A 16,979-nucleotide genomic window follows, 5' to 3' on the forward strand; every position below is an offset into this window, starting at 1 on the left:
AACAGAAAAGGATGATTAACAAAATGGGTAAATATTTTGGGACTGATGGAGTCCGTGGAGAAGCAAACGTAGAATTGACGCCAGAATTGGCCTTTAAACTGGGACGTTTTGGTGGTTATGTTCTTAGCCAACATGAAACGGAAGCCCCTAAAGTCTTTGTAGGACGCGATACACGTATCTCAGGAGAAATGCTAGAATCTGCCTTGGTGGCTGGTCTCCTCTCTGTAGGGATTCACGTCTACAAACTCGGTGTTCTTGCAACACCAGCAGTAGCTTACTTGGTTAAAACAGAGGGAGCTAGTGCGGGTGTCATGATTTCAGCGAGTCACAACCCAGCCCTTGATAATGGAATTAAGTTCTTTGGTGGGGATGGCTTCAAACTTGATGACGAAAAAGAAGCAGAAATCGAAGCTTTGTTGGACGCTGCCGAAGACACTCTTCCACGTCCAAGTGCGGAAGGCTTGGGAACCTTGGTGGACTATCCAGAAGGCTTGCGTAAGTACGAAGGCTACCTTGTTTCAACTGGAACTCCTCTTGAAGGAATGAAAGTGGCCTTGGACACAGCAAACGGTGCAGCGTCTACAAGTGCCCGTCAAATTTTCGCTGATCTTGGGGCTCAGTTGACAGTTATCGGTGAGACACCAGATGGTCTTAACATCAACCTAAATGTTGGTTCGACTCATCCAGAAGCTCTCCAAGAACTAGTCAAAGAAAGCCAGTCAGCTATTGGTTTGGCCTTTGACGGAGACAGCGACCGCTTGATTGCTGTTGATGAAAATGGCGACATCGTTGATGGTGATAAAATCATGTACATCATCGGGAAATACCTTTCTGAAAAAGGACAGTTAGCTCAAAACACCATCGTAACAACCGTCATGTCTAACCTTGGTTTCCATAAAGCCTTGGATAGCGCAGGTATTAACAAGGCAGTCACTGCGGTTGGCGATCGCTATGTTGTCGAAGAAATGAGAAAATCAGGCTACAACCTTGGTGGTGAACAGTCTGGTCACGTTATCTTGATGGATTACAATACAACTGGTGATGGTCAATTATCAGCTGTCCAATTGACCAAAATCATGAAAGAAACAGGTAAGAGCTTGTCTCAACTGGCATCAGAAGTGACGATTTACCCACAAAAATTGGTCAATATTCGAGTGGAAAATGCCATGAAAGAAAAAGCCATGGAAGTACCAGCCATCAAGGCAATCATCGAAAAGATGGAAGAAGAGATGGCAGGGAACGGCCGTATCCTTGTCCGCCCGAGTGGAACAGAACCCCTTTTGCGTGTTATGGCAGAAGCCCCTACAACAGAAGAAGTTAACTACTATGTAGATACGATTGCTGCTGTTGTTAAAGATGAAATCGGTATTGACTAAAGCCTAGAAAACTAGATGAAATGATAAAAATGTGGTACAATTGCATAGTAAATTGTAGCAATGGGAGAGAAAAATGAATCTTAAACGAGAACAAGAATTTGTTAGCCAGTATCACTTTGATGCTCGTAACTTTGAATGGGAAAATGAAAATGGTGCTCCTGAAACTAAGGTAGACGTGAACTTTCAGTTGCTCCAACATGACCAAGAAAATCAAGTGACTTCGCTTGTCGTTATCTTGAGTTTCATGATTGTCTTTGACAAATTTGTCATCAGCGGAACGATTTCCCAAGTTAACCATGTGGAAGGCCGCATTGTCAACGAACCAAGCGAATTTAACCAAGAAGAAGTAGAAACCTTGGCACGTCCATGTTTGAACATGCTCAATCGTTTGACGTATGAAGTAACAGAAATCGCCTTGGATCTTCCAGGGATCAATTTGGAGTTTTAGTCATGAAATTAGCTGTCATTACAGATTCTTCAGCCTATTTAGAGGAGAAGACGCTGCAAAGAGAGAATCTATTTGTCTTGGATATTCCTGTTAATATTGATGGGGAGGAGTATGTAGAAGGTGTCAATCTGACTGCTGAGGAATTTTATCAAAAAATGGCTCAGTCTGCAGAATTGCCTAAAACTAGTCAACCAAGTATTGCCAAATTGGATGAGATTCTAAGTTCCTTGAAAGAAGAGGGCTATACCCATGTCTTGGGACTCTTTCTTTCGTCAGGAATTTCAGGCTTTTATCAGAATATCCAATACATGTTGGATGAGTATGATGGCTTGACCATTGTCTTTCCAGATACCCATATCACAAGCTCCCCTCTAGGATTTATGGTGGAGAGTGCCTTTGAATGGGCAGAACAAGGCGATGATTTTGCCCAGATTCAGGAGAAGTTGGCTCTTCAAATTGCTGATAATTCAGCCTTTATCATAGTAGATGACCTTGACCACTTGGTTAAGGGAGGACGTTTGTCAAATGGGGCTGCCATCTTAGGAAATCTCCTCAGTATTAAGCCTATCCTTTACTTTAATGACCAAGGGGTGATTGAAGTTTATGAAAAAGTTCGTACGGAAAAGAAAGCAATCAAACGTTTGGTGGAAATCATCAAAGAGTTGACAAAAGATGGGGACTACCATATTACAGTTATTCATGGTAACGCTCCTCAAAGGGCGGCAGATTTACGCCAACTCTTGATTGAGAGTGATGTGAATTCTGAGATTCCAATTGTTAGCTTTGGTAGTGTCATTGGAACCCACCTTGGAGAAGGTAGTATTGCCTTGAGCTATACACCAGTTATCTAGATTGTTCTTACAGGCTTTGTATCTTAGACAGGAGTAGAGATGAGTATTCGAGTAATTATTGCTGGTTTTAAGGGAAAGATGGGCCAAGCTGCCTGCCAGATGGTCTTGGTTGATCCAGACTTGGACTTGGTCGCAGTTTTGGATCCTTTTGAGTCTGAGTCAGAATGGCAGGGGATTCCTGTCTTCAATGATAAGGCGGACTTGGCTGGTTTTGAAGCGGATGTCTGGGTAGATTTTACTACACCAGCCGTTGCCTACGAAAATACACGCTTTGCTCTTGAAAATGGTTTTGCTCCAGTAGTTGGAACAACAGGATTCACTAGTGAGGAAATTGCAGAACTAAAAGCATTTTCTCGTAAGCAAAATTTGGGTGGCTTGATTGCCCCTAACTTTGCCTTGGGAGCTGTCTTGCTCATGCAATTTGCGACGCAGGCTGCTAAATATTTCCCAAATGTGGAGATTATCGAGCTCCATCATGACAAGAAAAAAGATGCTCCGAGTGGAACAGCCATTAAAACAGCTGAGTTGATGGCAGAAGTTCGAGAATCCATCCAGCAAAGTGCGCCTGATGAGGAAGAATTGATTGCAGGTGCCCGTGGTGCTGATTTTGATGGCATGCGGATCCACTCAGTCCGTCTACCAGGCTTGGTAGCTCATCAAGAAGTCATTTTTGGCAATCAGGGAGAAGGATTGACCCTCCGTCATGACTCCTATGATCGCAGCTCCTTCATGACAGGGGTGAATTTGGGAATCAAAGAAGTTGTCAAGCGTCATGAGCTTGTCTATGGATTAGAACACTTATTATGAGATTAACGCAAATGCCTTCTGAATTTCAGAAGGCTTTACCAGTATTAGAAAAAATTAAAGAAGCAGGCTTTGAAGCCTATTTTGTTGGGGGCTCTGTTCGAGATGCCCTCCTCAATCGTCCCATCCATGATGTGGATATCGCGACTTCTTCCTATCCAGAAGAGACCAAGCAGATTTTTCCGCGAACAGCTGATATCGGAATCGAGCACGGAACCGTCTTGGTCCTAGATGGGGACGAGGAGTATGAGGTAACGACCTTTCGGACCGAAGATGTCTATGTAGACTATCGCAGACCCAGTGCGGTTTCCTTTGTGCGTTCGCTAGAGGAAGACCTCAAGCGTCGTGATTTCACAGTCAATGCCTTTGCTTTGGACGAGATAGGAGAAATCATTGACTTATTCCATGGTTTAGAAGATTTGGAAAGGCAAGTCTTGCGAGCAGTGGGAGTTGCTAGTGAACGTTTCAACGAAGATGCTCTGCGGATTATGCGTGGTTTCCGTTTTCAGGCCAGTCTTGGTTTTAAACTTGAGCCAGAAACTTTTGAAGCGATGAAGACTTTGTCACCACTCTTGGAGAAAATTTCTGTGGAGCGCACCTTCGTTGAGTTTGATAAACTCTTGCTAGCACCTTTTTGGCGAGTTGGTCTGTCTTCCATGATTGAGAGTCAAGCTTATGATTATCTCCCTGATATGGCAGACAGTCGAGAAAAGCTCCAAAGATTGTTTGATTTAGAGGCGGATTTCACCTTTGAGTCTTCTGAACAAGCCTGGGCGGCTCTATTGTGGGCTTTGGAGATTAAAGATGCACAGCCATTTTTGAAGGCATGGAAAACCTCACGCCAGTTTGCCAAGCAAGTACAGGATTTGCTGACCATTTTGGCTTTGCGAGAAGAAGGTGAGCTGAGCAAGCGCGATTGTTACCGCTTTGACTTGAATTCCCTTCTACAAGCTGAAAGTCTTCGTCAGGCCCAAGGGAAAGCAGTCAACCCACAAGCCATCAAAGAAACTTACCATAGTTTGACCATTCATGATAAGAAAGAAATCCAGATCAACGGAGGAGTTCTGATTAAGGAATACGGTTATCAACCTGGGCCAGATTTGGGAGAGATTTTAACAGAGATTGAGTTTGCCATTGTCGATGGAGAATTGGAAAATGATCGTCAAGCCATCCATGATTACCTGAGGGGGAGAAGATGAGTGATTTTATCGTTGAAAAACTAAGCAAATCCGTCGGAGACAAGACCGTTTTTAAGGATATTTCCTTTATCATCCATGACCTAGACAGAATCGGTCTGATCGGTGTCAATGGAACGGGTAAGACTACCCTTTTAGATGTTCTTTCTGGGGTTTCAGGATTTGATGGTGACGTTAGCCCTTTTTCCGCTAAGAATGACTATAAGATTGGTTACTTGACTCAGAATCCTGATTTTGATGATAGCAAGACGGTCTTGGATACGGTTCTCTCCAGCGACCTCAAGGAAATCCAGCTCATTCGTGAGTATGAGTTAATCATGCTCAACTACAGTGAGGACAAGCAGGCACGTTTGGAACGGGTCATGGCTGAGATGGACTCCCTCCAAGCATGGGAAATCGAAAGTCAGGTCAAGACCGTTCTCAGCAAGTTTGGTATTCAGGACTTGTCGACTCCAGTTGGTGAATTGTCAGGTGGTCTGAGAAGACGTGTTCAGTTGGCGCAAGTTCTCCTAGGCAACCACGACCTCTTGTTACTGGATGAGCCGACCAACCATCTGGACATTTCGACCATCGAGTGGTTGACCCTCTTTTTGAAAAATTCCAAGAAGACGGTTCTCTTTATCACCCACGATCGCTATTTTTTAGATGCACTGTCAACACGGATTTTCGAGTTGGACCGATCAGGCTTGACTGAGTATCAGGGCAATTATCAGGACTATGTTCGCCTTAAGGCGGAACAAGATGAGCGTGATGCGGCACTTCTCCACAAAAAGGAACAACTTTATAAGCAAGAATTGGCTTGGATGCGCAGACAACCGCAAGCGCGTGCGACCAAGCAGCAGGCTCGAATCAATCGTTTCCACGACTTGAAAAAGGAAGTTTCAGATAATCCTACTGAGACAGACTTGACCATGAACTTTGAGACCAGTCGGATTGGGAAGAAAGTCATCGAGTTTCAGGATGTTTCCTTTGCCTATGAGAAAAAGCCGATTTTACAAGATTTTAACCTCTTGGTGCAAGCCAAAGATCGTATCGGTATCGTTGGGGACAACGGTGTGGGAAAATCTACCCTGCTCAATCTCATCGCTGGAATTCTTGAGCCGACAGCAGGTCAAGTTGTGATTGGGGAAACCGTTCGTATCGCCTATTTCTCTCAACAAATCGAAGGATTGGATGAAAGCAAGCGAGTCATCAATTACCTGCAGGAAGTAGCAGAAGAGGTCAAAACTAGCGGTGGTTCTACAACTTCCATCGCTGAGTTGCTAGAGCAATTCCTTTTCCCACGTTCGACCCATGGAACATTGATTGAGAAGTTGTCTGGTGGCGAGAAAAAACGCCTCTATCTCCTCAAACTGCTATTGGAAAAACCAAATGTACTTCTCTTGGACGAGCCGACAAATGATCTGGACATTGCAACCTTGACAGTCTTGGAGAATTTCTTGCAAGGCTTTGCGGGACCTGTCTTGACGGTCAGCCACGATCGTTATTTTCTGGATAAGGTAGCGACTAAGATTCTCGCCTTTGAGAATGGAAGCATCCGTACTTTCTTTGGTCATTATACCGACTACCTTGACGAAAAAGCTTTTGAAACAGATATGGCTAATCAAGTTCAAAAGACCGAAAAGGAGAAAGTGGTCAAAGTCCGTGAAGACAAGAAACGCATGACCTACCAAGAAAAACAGGAGTGGGCAAGCATTGAAGGCGATATTGAAGCCTTGGAAAATCGTATCGCAGCCATTGAAGAAGAGATGCAGGCAAATGGCTCTGATTTTGGCAAACTAGCTACTCTTCAGAAAGAGCTAGACGAGAAAAATGAAGAACTCCTTGAAAAATATGAACGCTATGAGTATCTAAGTGAGTTTGATAATTAGAAGAATAGAAAAATCCTGTCGTGCTGACAGGATTTCTCTATTCTTCTTTTTTTGTTTCCTGGTGGAAGACATTTTGCCAAGTCTCATGGCGACGCCAGATACTGGTATGGACGATACCATCTAACTCATAGCAAATGAGCTTGGTTTTTTGACTAATGGAGGTAATCTGAATGTCCTTAATCGCAGCTTTAAGTTCTTTTTCAGCCTTATAAGCCTCTTTATCCATCTGCTCTCCATCTTGACGGATATAGATAAAGTCCTCAGCAAGGAGTTCTTCGAGTTGATTTCCCTGATCAATCAATTGCTCACGCATGAGTAGTTTTTTATAGACATTGTCCAAAATTTCGTCTTCTGGTATAGGAGCAGGTTCGATATGGACATCGGTATCAAAGACTCCAAAACGCTCTTCCAGCATAGACTCGACCTGGTCTGCAATCTCATGACTTTCATAGACTGATAAGTCGGGATTCATCTCCAGCGTGATGTCAAGGTAGATATTACTACCGTAGGTGCGACCTCTTTGGGACTTGACCTTACTAATCTTTGGAATTTCCATTATGGCCTTTTGGTAGTCTTCTAGTAGCCGGTCATCAAAACCATCTGAAAGACTGAAGGACGATTCGATAAAGATATCATAGGCTGTCTTTAAGATAAAGAAAGTGATGATGATAGCGACTAATTTATCCACAATCGGATAATTAAAACTGCTGGCTAGGATAGCAATGGAAGTACCAAGCGAGGTGACTGCATCGGAAAGATTATCTTTAGCTGCTGCCTTTAGAGCTTTGGATTTGGATTTCTTACTGAGGCGTGTGTTATAGAGATGAACGACAAACATAACCGCTGCAGAAATGATTCCTAGAAATGCTCCCAGAGGATCGATGGGTGTTTGTTCTCGACTGAGAATCTTTTGAATGGTATCCCGGAGCACATCAAAACCAACGTAGAACATGATGATGGAAGTGATCAAGCTAGCCAAATCTTCAATCTTCCAGTGACCAAAACGGTGGTCCCGGTCAGCAGGCTGGCGCGCCATCCGAATCCCAATCAAGAGGGCCACATTTGCAATGATATCCGACACGTTGTTGAAACCATCGGCTACCAAACTGGATGAATGAAGGAGGTGGCCAGTTGCTAATTTTGCCGCAGACAAGAGGAGGTAGGTCGAAATGCTGATAATGGCCCCACGTTCCGCCAACTTGAGATTTGACATGGATTGGTTCATCGGACTTCCTTTCTAGTGCTGAGATTCTGTTTTCATTATACTGGTTTTCATGGGAAAATTCAAATTTAGTCTTGTTTCATCGGATTTTAATTCTTGAAAACTTTTCAAAATTTGATATAATAGTACTACTCAAGGGAGTAGCTGGCAGAAACCTGTGATAGTGTCGTCATTCCGAATTTTATACTGAAAAGTATGCTTTCCGGCGCTATCTTAAACAGCGAGACTTGTTATGATTAACAGGTCTCTTTTTGTTTGTCATAAAACCAAAAGAGAACTTGTTTTGCACATAATGTCAAGGAGGAGACACATGTCAAAAGAACAAAAACGCCAAGCGTTTTATACTCAGAGTCCTGAAGAGGTCTTGAAGTCAGTTGAAGCAACTGAACAAGGTCTCTCGTCTAGCGAAGCGCAGAAACGCCTAGCTGAATATGGACGCAATGAACTGGAAGAGGGTGAGAAAAAATCTCTCCTAGTCAAGTTTATCGAGCAATTTAAGGATTTGATGATTATCATCCTAGTTGCAGCGGCTATTTTGTCAGTCGTAACTTCTGGTGGGGAAGATATCGCAGATGCTATCATTATCCTAGCCGTGGTTATCATCAATGCTGCCTTCGGTGTTTACCAAGAAGGAAAAGCAGAAGAAGCCATCGAAGCCCTCAAGTCTATGTCTAGCCCAGCTGCTCGCGTTATCCGTGATGGGCACATGGCTGAGATTGATTCAAAAGAATTGGTGCCTGGTGATATCGTTGCCCTTGAAGCTGGTGATGTCGTGCCAGCGGACCTCCGTTTGCTAGAAGCCAACTCTCTTAAAATCGAAGAAGCAGCCCTAACAGGTGAGTCTGTTCCAGTCGAAAAAGACTTGACTGTCGAGCTCGCTGCAGATGCTGGTATCGGCGACCGTGTCAATATGGCCTTTCAAAACTCAAACGTGACCTATGGTCGTGGTCTTGGTGTTGTTGTCAATACGGGTATGTATACTGAAGTAGGTCATATCGCTGGCATGCTCCAAGATGCGGATGAGACGGATACACCACTCAAACAAAACTTGAACAACCTTTCTAAGGTCTTGACCTATGCAATTTTGGTCATTGCCCTTGTTACTTTTGTAGTTGGAGTCTTCATTCAAGGAAAAGATCCACTTGGTGAGTTGATGACCTCTGTTGCGCTTGCTGTTGCAGCCATTCCAGAAGGACTTCCTGCTATCGTGACCATCGTTCTTGCCCTTGGTACTCAAGTTTTGGCAAAACGTAACTCTATCGTTCGTAAGTTGCCAGCAGTAGAAACACTTGGTTCAACTGAAATCATCGCTTCTGATAAGACTGGTACGCTGACTATGAACAAGATGACAGTCGAAAAAGTCTTCTATGATGCGGTCTTACATGACTCTGCTGATGACATTGAACTCGGCTTGGACATGCCTCTTCTTCGTTCTGTTGTTTTGGCTAATGATACTAAGATTGATGCAGAAGGAAACCTGATCGGGGATCCAACGGAAACAGCCTTCATCCAGTATGCATTGGACAAGGGCTATGATGTTAAAGGATTTTTAGAGCAATATCCTCGTGTGGCTGAGTTACCGTTTGACTCAGATCGTAAACTCATGTCAACGGTTCACCCATTGCCAGATGGTAAATACCTCGTAGCAGTCAAAGGGGCTCCAGATCAACTCTTGAAACGTTGTGTTGCTCGTGATAAGGCTGGAGATGTTGCTCCGATTGATGAGAAAGTCAATGACTTAATTCACACAAACAACTCTGAAATGGCTCACCAAGCCTTACGTGTCCTTGCAGGTGCTTATAAGATTGTTGATAGCATTCCAGAAAACCTCACTTCTGAAGAACTGGAAAACAACTTGATTTTCACTGGTTTGATTGGGATGATTGACCCTGAGCGTGCCGAAGCGGCAGAAGCGGTTCGTGTCGCTAAGGAAGCAGGAATTCGTCCAATCATGATCACGGGTGACCACCAAGACACAGCGGAAGCCATTGCCAAACGTTTGGGAATCATCGATGAAAATGACTCAGAGGACCATGTCTTGACTGGTGCTGAGCTCAATGAACTTTCTGATGAAGAATTTGAAAAAGTAGTTGGTCAATATTCTGTTTACGCGCGTGTATCTCCAGAACACAAGGTTCGTATCGTTAAAGCTTGGCAAAACCAAGGTAAGGTCGTTGCCATGACAGGTGACGGTGTCAATGATGCGCCAGCTCTGAAAACAGCTGATATCGGTATCGGTATGGGAATCACTGGTACAGAGGTTTCTAAGGGTGCATCTGATATGATTCTTGCCGATGATAACTTTGCGACCATTATCGTCGCAGTTGAAGAAGGACGTAAGGTCTTCTCAAACATTCAAAAGACTATTCAGTACCTTCTTTCTGCCAATACGGCTGAAGTATTAACTATCTTCCTATCAACCTTGTTTGGTTGGGATGTTCTACAGCCAGTTCATCTCTTGTGGATTAACTTGGTAACCGATACCTTCCCAGCTATCGCTCTTGGTGTTGAGCCGGCTGAACCTGGTGTTATGACCCATAAACCACGTGGACGTAAGTCAAGCTTCTTCTCAGGTGGGGTCATGAGTTCGATCATCTATCAAGGTGTACTCCAAGGGGCAATCGTCTTGACCGTCTATGGTCTTGCTCTTGCCTACCCAGTCCATGTAGGAGACAACCAAGCCATTCACGCAGATGCCCTCACAATGGCCTTTGCAACACTTGGTTTGATTCAGCTCTTCCATGCCTACAACGTTAAGTCTGTTTACCAGTCCATCTTGACAGTTGGACCATTCAAGTCTAAGACCTTCAACTGGTCTATCTTGGTATCCTTCATTCTTCTTATGGCGACCATTGTCGTAGAACCACTTGAAGGTATCTTCCACGTAACCAAACTAGACTTATCGCAATGGGCTATTGTTCTAGCTGGAAGCTTCTCAATGATTCTTATCGTAGAAATCGTTAAGTTTATTCAACGTAAGCTTGGTCTTGATAAGAACGCGATTTAAAAAGAAAGTCATCTTCGGATGACTTTTTTTGCATTTGAGAAGAATAGTTAGAAGTTGCCCCCTTTTGTGCTATAATAAAGTAAAGTTGTAAGGAGCGTAAGAGAATGGAAAAGAAAATTGTCCGAGATGTCTTATTCTTGGCGCAGGTCTCGAAACCTGCAAGTCAGGAAGACCTTTATCTGGCTAAGGATTTGCAGGATACCCTGCTGGCTAATCGCGAGACCTGTGTCGGTCTGGCGGCCAATATGATTGGTGTGCAGAAGCGCGTGATTATCTTTAATCTTGGCCTAGTTCCCATGGTTATGTTTAACCCGATTCTTCTTTCCTATAAAGGACCTTACGAGACAGAGGAAGGTTGTTTGTCTTTGACTGGGGTTCGAACGACGATTCGTTATGAAACGATTACGGTTTCCTATCGCGATAGCAAGTGGCAGGAACAGACCATTACACTAACAGATTTTCCAGCTCAGATATGCCAACATGAACTGGATCATTTGGAAGGACGGATTATTTAGGAGGAACTCAGATGAAACGCATACTCTTTGAACTTGTTTTTGTCGCAACAACTTGGTATATCTTTTTGCCACCCTTCAATCTTACCAGTTGGGAATTCATCTTCTTCCTCTGTGGGCATTTGGTGGTGATGGGAATTTTGTTTAGTTTCCGCAAGGATACCAATCTCCTCAAAACTGTTCATGTGCGTCATGGCAGGGCTGCTAACGAACTCAATATAGAAGGGCTTCATTTTAATAAATTAGGTGGAGGATTATTGCTGGCGGCAGGCCTCATCTTTGCCCTTGCTGGTTTGGTAAGCCTAGTGACCTCTAGCTTTTTCCAAGCAAAAAACTATGCTAATGTGGTGTCTATCACCGAAAAAGACTTTAAAGATTTTCCTAAGAGTGATACCAGTAAGGTTCCGATCTTGGATCGGAGTACTGCTGAAAAAATTGGTGACCGTTATCTGGGCTCTCTGACAGATAAGGTATCCCAGTACGTAGCAGCAGACACCTATACCCAGCTGACGGTTGATGGCAAACCTTATCGAGTCACCCCCTTGGAGTATGCCGATCCCATCAAATGGTTCAACAATCAAGCCAAGGGAATTGGCGAGTATATCAAGGTCGATATGGTGACGGGAAATGCCGAATTGGTGGATTTAAAAACACCGATGAAGTATTCGGACTCCGAGTATTTTAACCGTGATGTCAAACGTCATCTTCGAATCAAGTATCCGACCAAGATTTTTAAAACCCCATCCTTTGAGGTGGATGATGAAGGCAATCCTTTCTATGTAGCAACCGTTTATCAAAAACAGTTTGGTCTAGGAGTACCTCGCCCTTCATCTGTTATTATCTTGGATGCTACCAATGGCGAAACCAAGGAATATAGCTTGGATGAAGTGCCAGAATGGGTGGACCGTGTCTATCCGGCCGAAGAAACCATCCAGCAAATCAATTACAACGGCAAGTATAAAGATGGCTTCTGGAATGCCTTGATTTCTAAGAAAAATGTTACCCAAACGACAGAGGGCTATAACTATCTTTCTATTGGAAATGACATTTATCTCTACACGGGTGTGACTTCAGCAAATGCTGACGAAAGTAATCTAGGTTTTATCCTTGAAAACATGCGCACTGGAGAAATCACTAAGTACAATCTAGCATCAGCAACCGAAGAATCTGCCCGTGCTTCCGCAGAAGGAGCAGTTCAAGAGAAAGCCTACAAGGCTACCTTCCCTATCCTTGTCAATCTCAATGACAAACCGCTTTATATCATGGGCTTGAAGGACAATGCAGGCTTGGTCAAGGAGTATGCTTTGGTCGATGCAGTGGAGTACCAAAACGTCATCGTAGCAGCTACGGTAGATGAACTCCTCAGTAAATATGCCAATAAAAATGACCTCGAGCTGGATAATGAAACGGTAGAAAACATCAAGGGAGTGGTCTCAGACCTTAAATCAGCTGTCATCAAGGGTGATACCGTATACTTCTTTAAAGTAGATGGCAAGATTTATAAGGTCAAGGCTTCAGTGTCAGACGACCTTCCTTATCTAGAAAATGGCCAATCTTTCGAAGGTCAAGTTGGAAAGGATAATTATATCAAAACATTTAAAGTCAAGTAAAAGGAACCTCGGTATGATCCGAGGTTTTCAGATGAAATTCTTGGTCGTGATTGAAAAATATGCTACACTAACAATATGAAAATTTTAATCCCAACAGCAAAAGAAATGAACACAGACCATCCTTGTATCGAAGCGCTCCCTTTGAGGGAAGAAAGTCAGGCAGTCCTTGACTCACTGGCTTGCTACTCAGCCAGTGAATTAGAGACTTTTTATAAGGTATCTGCTGAGAAAGCAGCAGAAGAGTACGCTCATATTCAAGCTCTAAAAGATCAGAGGGCTAAACATTATCCAGCTTTGAAACTCTTTGATGGTCTTATGTATCGCCACATCAAACGAGATGAGTTGACCGAGACTGAACAAGCCTATCTTGAAGATCATGTTCTGATTACCTCGGCTTTGTATGGCGTTGTTCCAGCCCTATCTCCCATGGCTCCTCACCGTTTGGACTTTTTGATGAAGTTAAAAGTGGCTGGAAAAAACCTAAAGAGTCATTGGAAGTCAGCCTACGACGAAGCTTTGAGGGATGAAGAAGTCATTTTTTCCCTCTTGTCATCAGAGTTTGAAACTGTATTTTCTAAGGAAAGTAGAGAAAAGATGGTGACCTTCAAATTTATGGAGGACAAGGCAGACCAGTTGAAAATCCACTCAACCATTTCAAAAAAAGCGCGTGGCGCCTTTCTGACAGTTCTAATAGAAGGGCAAGTTCAAACAGTTGAGCAAGCTCGCAAGCTAAGCTTTGCAGGCTTTGACTACCGACCTGATTTATCAAGTGACTTAGAACTCGTCTTTGTAAAACAAGCATAAAACCAGCTCATTCGAGCTGGTTTTTGCTGGATTAGTTAATAGCTGCAAGAAGGTCGTCAGCTTGTTTAGCAAGTGATGAGGCAGTTGCTTCTTCTAACACTAATTTTCCATCTGCCCAAGCAGAGTCATTGACACGAGCAGCAGTAAATTCACCAACGACTTGTGTACGGATAAATGGCAAGAGGTCTTTGTAAATAGCAAAGAGTTGCTCGTGACCGGCATTGGCTACAGATGATACAGTAACAAACTTGTCTTGGAGGGCAGAAGCGCCACGTGTATCAGACAAGTCAAGGGCACGAGAGAGCCAGTCAAGCAAGTTTTTCACGGTTCCAGGGATAGAGAAGTTGTAGACTGGAGAGAAAATCCAGATGGCATCCGCAGCAAGGACTGCTTCACGAGCAGCAGCTACAGCTGGATGAGTTGGAACTTCCAAATCTTGGCTGAAGAGAGGAACAGCTGAGTAATCAAGATAGCTAACTTCCGCTTTTCCGGCAAGTGCTTTCTCAGCTTCGAGGGCCATTTGGTGGTTGAAAGAACCTTGGCGTAGTGATCCGACGATAAATAATACTTTTTTAGACATGATATGTCTCCTTTAGTTTAAAATTCAAAGAGCGAACCCTTTTGTTACCACCTATGTTATAACAAATAATACTAATTAGCAATAATTTTGCTCACAAATTTTTAAATTTTTTTAAAATCCGAATCAAATCTTCCTTTTCCTCATCTTCCAAGATACTAAAAGCATCTACAATAGAGTTAATATGGTCAGGAAGAACCTCTTCAATTTTTTTGCGTCCAGCAGGTGTTAGTTTCAGGAAAAAAGAACGACGGTCTTTTGGGTCACAAGTTCTAGAAATCCACCCATCTCGAACCATATTTCGAATGACAACAGTCATGTTTCCAGAAGTGGCTAGCATTTTTTCAATCAAATCCTGAATGCGTAGTTCTCCCTTGCTATAGAGGGTTTCCAAAACTGAAAATTGAGTTGGTGTTAGCCCGTATTCTTTAGCAGCCTTGGCTTCATATGGTTTAAAAGTTCGTATGGCTTTATTGAGGACGATAGCCGTTTTTAAGTCTAGTTGATTATCGGAAATTTTCTCTTTTAAATGTTGTTTCATAAGGTTATTTTATCAATAATGAGAGAGAAAAACAAGAACTGATATTTTATAGGAAAAGATTCTTAGAATGTTCCTGTCTTCACTTGTAATAAAGGAGGAGAGATGGTAAAATAGACGAGTGAAACTAAGACAGAAAAAAGCAAAAAACAAGCTACTTTTACAGTATGGAATCGGCATTGCTCTGGTAGTACTAGTCATGACGACTTCCTTCCTTTATTTGATATCACTCAGCATGAAACCCTATCAAGATGCTAGGGTTGAAGGAGAAAAACTGGCCAAGCAGTATGCAGAATTGGAACAGGCAGATCAGGTTGATTTCTATAATGGACTAGAAGGTTATTACAGCGTTCTGGGACATAATAAAAAGCAAGAGGCCATTGCCGTACTGATTGAAAAGAATGACCACAAGATTTATGTTTATCAGCTTGATAAGGGGATTTCTCAAGACAAGGCAGCGACGATTTCGAGGGAAAAAGGAGCTAGCGACATTGACAAGATTACTTTTGGTCGCTATCAGGACAAGCCGATTTGGGAAGTCAAGTCAGGAAACCAGTACTATCTGGTCGACTTTGAAACAGGAGCAGTGATCCAATAAGGAGGGCATATGAAACTATCCAAACGTGTACTAGAAATGGAAGAAAGCGTCACTCTAGCTAGTGATGCAAGAGCCAAAGCATTAAAAGCTCAGGGAAAAGATGTTCTTTTCTTAACCTTGGGACAGCCTGATTTTCATACTCCTGAAAACATTCAGGATGCAGCGATAGAAGCGATTCGAGATGGACGAGCTTCCTTTTATACAGTTGCTTCAGGTCTACCAGAGTTAAAAGCGGCGGTTAATACCTATTTTGAACGCCACTATGGGTATTCTGTAGCAGCCAACGAGGTTACTTTTGCCACTGGTGCTAAGTTCTCTCTCTACACCTTCTTTATGGCTGTGGTCAATCCAGGCGATGAGGTCATCATTCCTACACCTTACTGGGTCAGCTATGGAGACCAAGTCAAGATGGCAGAAGGAGTGCCAGTCTTTGTCCAGGCCAAGGAAGACAATCACTTTAAAGTAACAGTAGAGCAGCTAGAAGCAGCCCGAACAGATAAGACCAAGGTCTTAGTTCTCAATTCACCATCTAATCCGACCGGTATGATTTACTCTCGTGAGGAACTCTTGGCTATCGGAAATTGGGCTGTTGAACATGATCTCCTTATCCTAGCAGATGATATTTATGGTCGTTTGGTTTATAACGGGAACGAATTTGTTCCAATCTCTAGTCTGTCAGAAGCCATTCGCAAGCAAACCATCGTGATTAACGGTGTATCTAAGGCCTATGCCATGACTGGTTGGCGGGTAGGTTATGCTGTGGGAAATCCTGAGATTATTGCTGCCATGAGCAAATTGACAGGACAAACGACTTCAAATCTGACAGCAGTATCTCAATATGCAACGATTGAGGCGCTGACTGGACCGCAAGACTCTGTTGAAACCATGCGCCAAGCCTTTGAAGAACGTTTGAATACCATTTATCCACTCTTGTGCCAAGTGCCAGGATTTGAAGTGGTCAAGCCCCAAGGTGCCTTCTATCTCTTTCCAAATGTTAAAAAAGCGATGGGAATGAAGGGTTATACCGATGTGACAGAGTTTACAACGGCTATTCTCGAAGAAGTCGGCCTTGCCTTGATTACAGGAGCTGGATTTGGAGCACCAGAAAATGTTCGTCTCAGCTATGCCACAGACTTGGATACCTTGAAAGAAGCTATTCGTCGTTTGCATCAGTTTATGGAGGAATTATAATGATAGATCATTTTACCCTTAAGGTAAAGAATTTAGAAGTTTCTAAAGCTTTCTATCAAGCTACTTTAGCTGCTTTAAATTATCACCTTCAATTTGATACGGGGCAGGTCGTTAGTTTCACAGAACCGCGAGATGTGGATCCAGGTGGTGATTTTTGGCTAAATGTTGGTCAACAAGAGCCGATGCATTTTGCCTTTAGTGCTCGAACTTGTCAAGAAGTAGATGCTTTCTATCATGCAGCTTTGGCTGCTGGAGGAAAGGATAATGGTGCACCTGGCGAACGTAAAAATTACCATGTGGGATACTATGCTGCGTTTATTATTGATCCAGATGGAAATAACATAGAGGCAGTTTGCCATAAAGAAGAATAGAAA

Annotated in this window: 16 protein-coding genes; 13 read left to right on the forward strand and 3 right to left on the reverse strand. The window is 43.2% G+C overall.

What is annotated here, in order from left to right; all coding sequences use genetic code 11:
- Positions 1-23 precede the first annotated feature (23 nt).
- The 6 genes from glmM to HMPREF9184_RS03805 all read left to right on the forward strand — a co-directional run bounded on the left by glmM (position 24) and on the right by HMPREF9184_RS03805 (position 6,546).
- Entirely contained in the window at positions 24-1,376 is a 1,353-nt protein-coding gene (glmM, locus tag HMPREF9184_RS03780) for a phosphoglucosamine mutase (RefSeq protein ID WP_000521445.1), read from the forward strand.
- Between the two features lie 73 nt (positions 1,377-1,449).
- Positions 1,450-1,824, forward strand: a complete 375-nt coding sequence (locus tag HMPREF9184_RS03785; RefSeq protein ID WP_001050092.1) for a DUF1149 family protein — start codon at positions 1,450-1,452, stop codon at positions 1,822-1,824.
- Positions 1,825-1,826: 2 nt separating this feature from the next.
- Positions 1,827-2,675 carry a DegV family protein gene (locus tag HMPREF9184_RS03790; protein WP_000762166.1) on the forward strand — a complete coding sequence of 283 codons (849 nt, stop codon included), beginning with the start codon at positions 1,827-1,829 and terminating at the stop codon, positions 2,673-2,675.
- Positions 2,676-2,714: 39 nt separating this feature from the next.
- A complete protein-coding gene (gene dapB / locus HMPREF9184_RS03795) occupies positions 2,715-3,482 on the forward strand; it encodes a 4-hydroxy-tetrahydrodipicolinate reductase (protein ID WP_000027908.1) in 768 nt (255 codons plus the stop codon).
- Positions 3,479-4,678: a CCA tRNA nucleotidyltransferase gene (locus HMPREF9184_RS03800; protein ID WP_009755191.1), complete on the forward strand. Its 1,200-nt coding sequence runs from the start codon at positions 3,479-3,481 to the stop codon at positions 4,676-4,678. The genes dapB and HMPREF9184_RS03800 overlap by 4 nt, the downstream gene beginning before the upstream one ends.
- Positions 4,675-6,546 carry an ABC-F family ATP-binding cassette domain-containing protein gene (locus HMPREF9184_RS03805; protein WP_001279105.1) on the forward strand — a complete coding sequence of 624 codons (1,872 nt, stop codon included), beginning with the start codon at positions 4,675-4,677 and terminating at the stop codon, positions 6,544-6,546. Before HMPREF9184_RS03800 ends, HMPREF9184_RS03805 begins: the two co-directional genes overlap by 4 nt.
- A 37-nt stretch (positions 6,547-6,583) precedes the next feature.
- Here HMPREF9184_RS03805 and mntE read toward each other — a convergent pair whose 3' ends face one another.
- A complete protein-coding gene (gene mntE, locus HMPREF9184_RS03810; protein ID WP_001076577.1) occupies positions 6,584-7,771 on the reverse strand; it encodes a CDF family manganese efflux transporter MntE in 1,188 nt (395 codons plus the stop codon).
- A gap of 307 nt (positions 7,772-8,078) precedes the next feature.
- Here mntE and HMPREF9184_RS03815 point away from each other — a divergent pair, with 307 nt between their 5' ends.
- The 4 genes from HMPREF9184_RS03815 (at position 8,079) to yaaA (ending at position 13,701) form a co-directional block, all read left to right on the forward strand.
- Positions 8,079-10,775, forward strand: a complete 2,697-nt coding sequence (locus HMPREF9184_RS03815) for a cation-translocating P-type ATPase (RefSeq protein WP_000032433.1) — start codon at positions 8,079-8,081, stop codon at positions 10,773-10,775.
- Between the two features lie 104 nt (positions 10,776-10,879).
- Entirely contained in the window at positions 10,880-11,290 is a 411-nt protein-coding gene (locus HMPREF9184_RS03820; protein WP_000412243.1) for a peptide deformylase, read from the forward strand.
- An 11-nt stretch (positions 11,291-11,301) separates the two neighbouring features.
- Positions 11,302-12,897 carry a hypothetical protein gene (locus HMPREF9184_RS03825; protein WP_000821470.1) on the forward strand — a complete coding sequence of 532 codons (1,596 nt, stop codon included), beginning with the start codon at positions 11,302-11,304 and terminating at the stop codon, positions 12,895-12,897.
- A 75-nt stretch (positions 12,898-12,972) separates the two neighbouring features.
- Positions 12,973-13,701, forward strand: coding sequence for a peroxide stress protein YaaA (gene yaaA / locus HMPREF9184_RS03830; protein WP_000697761.1), 729 nt, complete (start codon positions 12,973-12,975; stop codon positions 13,699-13,701).
- A 31-nt stretch (positions 13,702-13,732) separates the two neighbouring features.
- Here the strand turns inward: yaaA and HMPREF9184_RS03835 are convergent, their stop codons facing one another.
- Both HMPREF9184_RS03835 and HMPREF9184_RS03840 read right to left on the reverse strand, forming a co-directional pair.
- On the reverse strand, positions 13,733-14,281 hold the full coding sequence (locus tag HMPREF9184_RS03835; protein ID WP_000039635.1) for an NADPH-dependent FMN reductase: 549 nt from the start codon (positions 14,279-14,281) through the stop codon (positions 13,733-13,735).
- A gap of 91 nt (positions 14,282-14,372) precedes the next feature.
- Complete coding sequence (locus HMPREF9184_RS03840) at positions 14,373-14,819, reverse strand: MarR family winged helix-turn-helix transcriptional regulator (RefSeq protein ID WP_000809185.1); 447 nt, start codon at positions 14,817-14,819, stop codon at positions 14,373-14,375.
- 118 nt (positions 14,820-14,937) lie between these two features.
- Here HMPREF9184_RS03840 and HMPREF9184_RS03845 point away from each other — a divergent pair, with 118 nt between their 5' ends.
- The 3 genes from HMPREF9184_RS03845 to HMPREF9184_RS03855 are packed head-to-tail and all read left to right on the forward strand — an operon-like array spanning position 14,938 to position 16,976.
- The gene (locus HMPREF9184_RS03845) at positions 14,938-15,414 is read left to right on the forward strand and encodes a cell wall elongation regulator TseB-like domain-containing protein (protein WP_000776858.1); all 477 of its coding nucleotides are present in this window, start codon (positions 14,938-14,940) and stop codon (positions 15,412-15,414) included.
- Between the two features lie 9 nt (positions 15,415-15,423).
- Entirely contained in the window at positions 15,424-16,605 is a 1,182-nt protein-coding gene (locus tag HMPREF9184_RS03850) for a pyridoxal phosphate-dependent aminotransferase (protein ID WP_000777438.1), read from the forward strand.
- Positions 16,605-16,976 carry a VOC family protein gene (locus HMPREF9184_RS03855; RefSeq protein ID WP_000565237.1) on the forward strand — a complete coding sequence of 124 codons (372 nt, stop codon included), beginning with the start codon at positions 16,605-16,607 and terminating at the stop codon, positions 16,974-16,976. The genes HMPREF9184_RS03850 and HMPREF9184_RS03855 overlap by 1 nt, the downstream gene beginning before the upstream one ends.
- The last annotated feature ends 3 nt before the right edge of the window (positions 16,977-16,979 follow it).

The sequence above is a fragment of the Streptococcus sp. oral taxon 058 str. F0407 genome (assembly GCF_000235485.1).
GTDB lineage: Bacteria > Bacillota > Bacilli > Lactobacillales > Streptococcaceae > Streptococcus.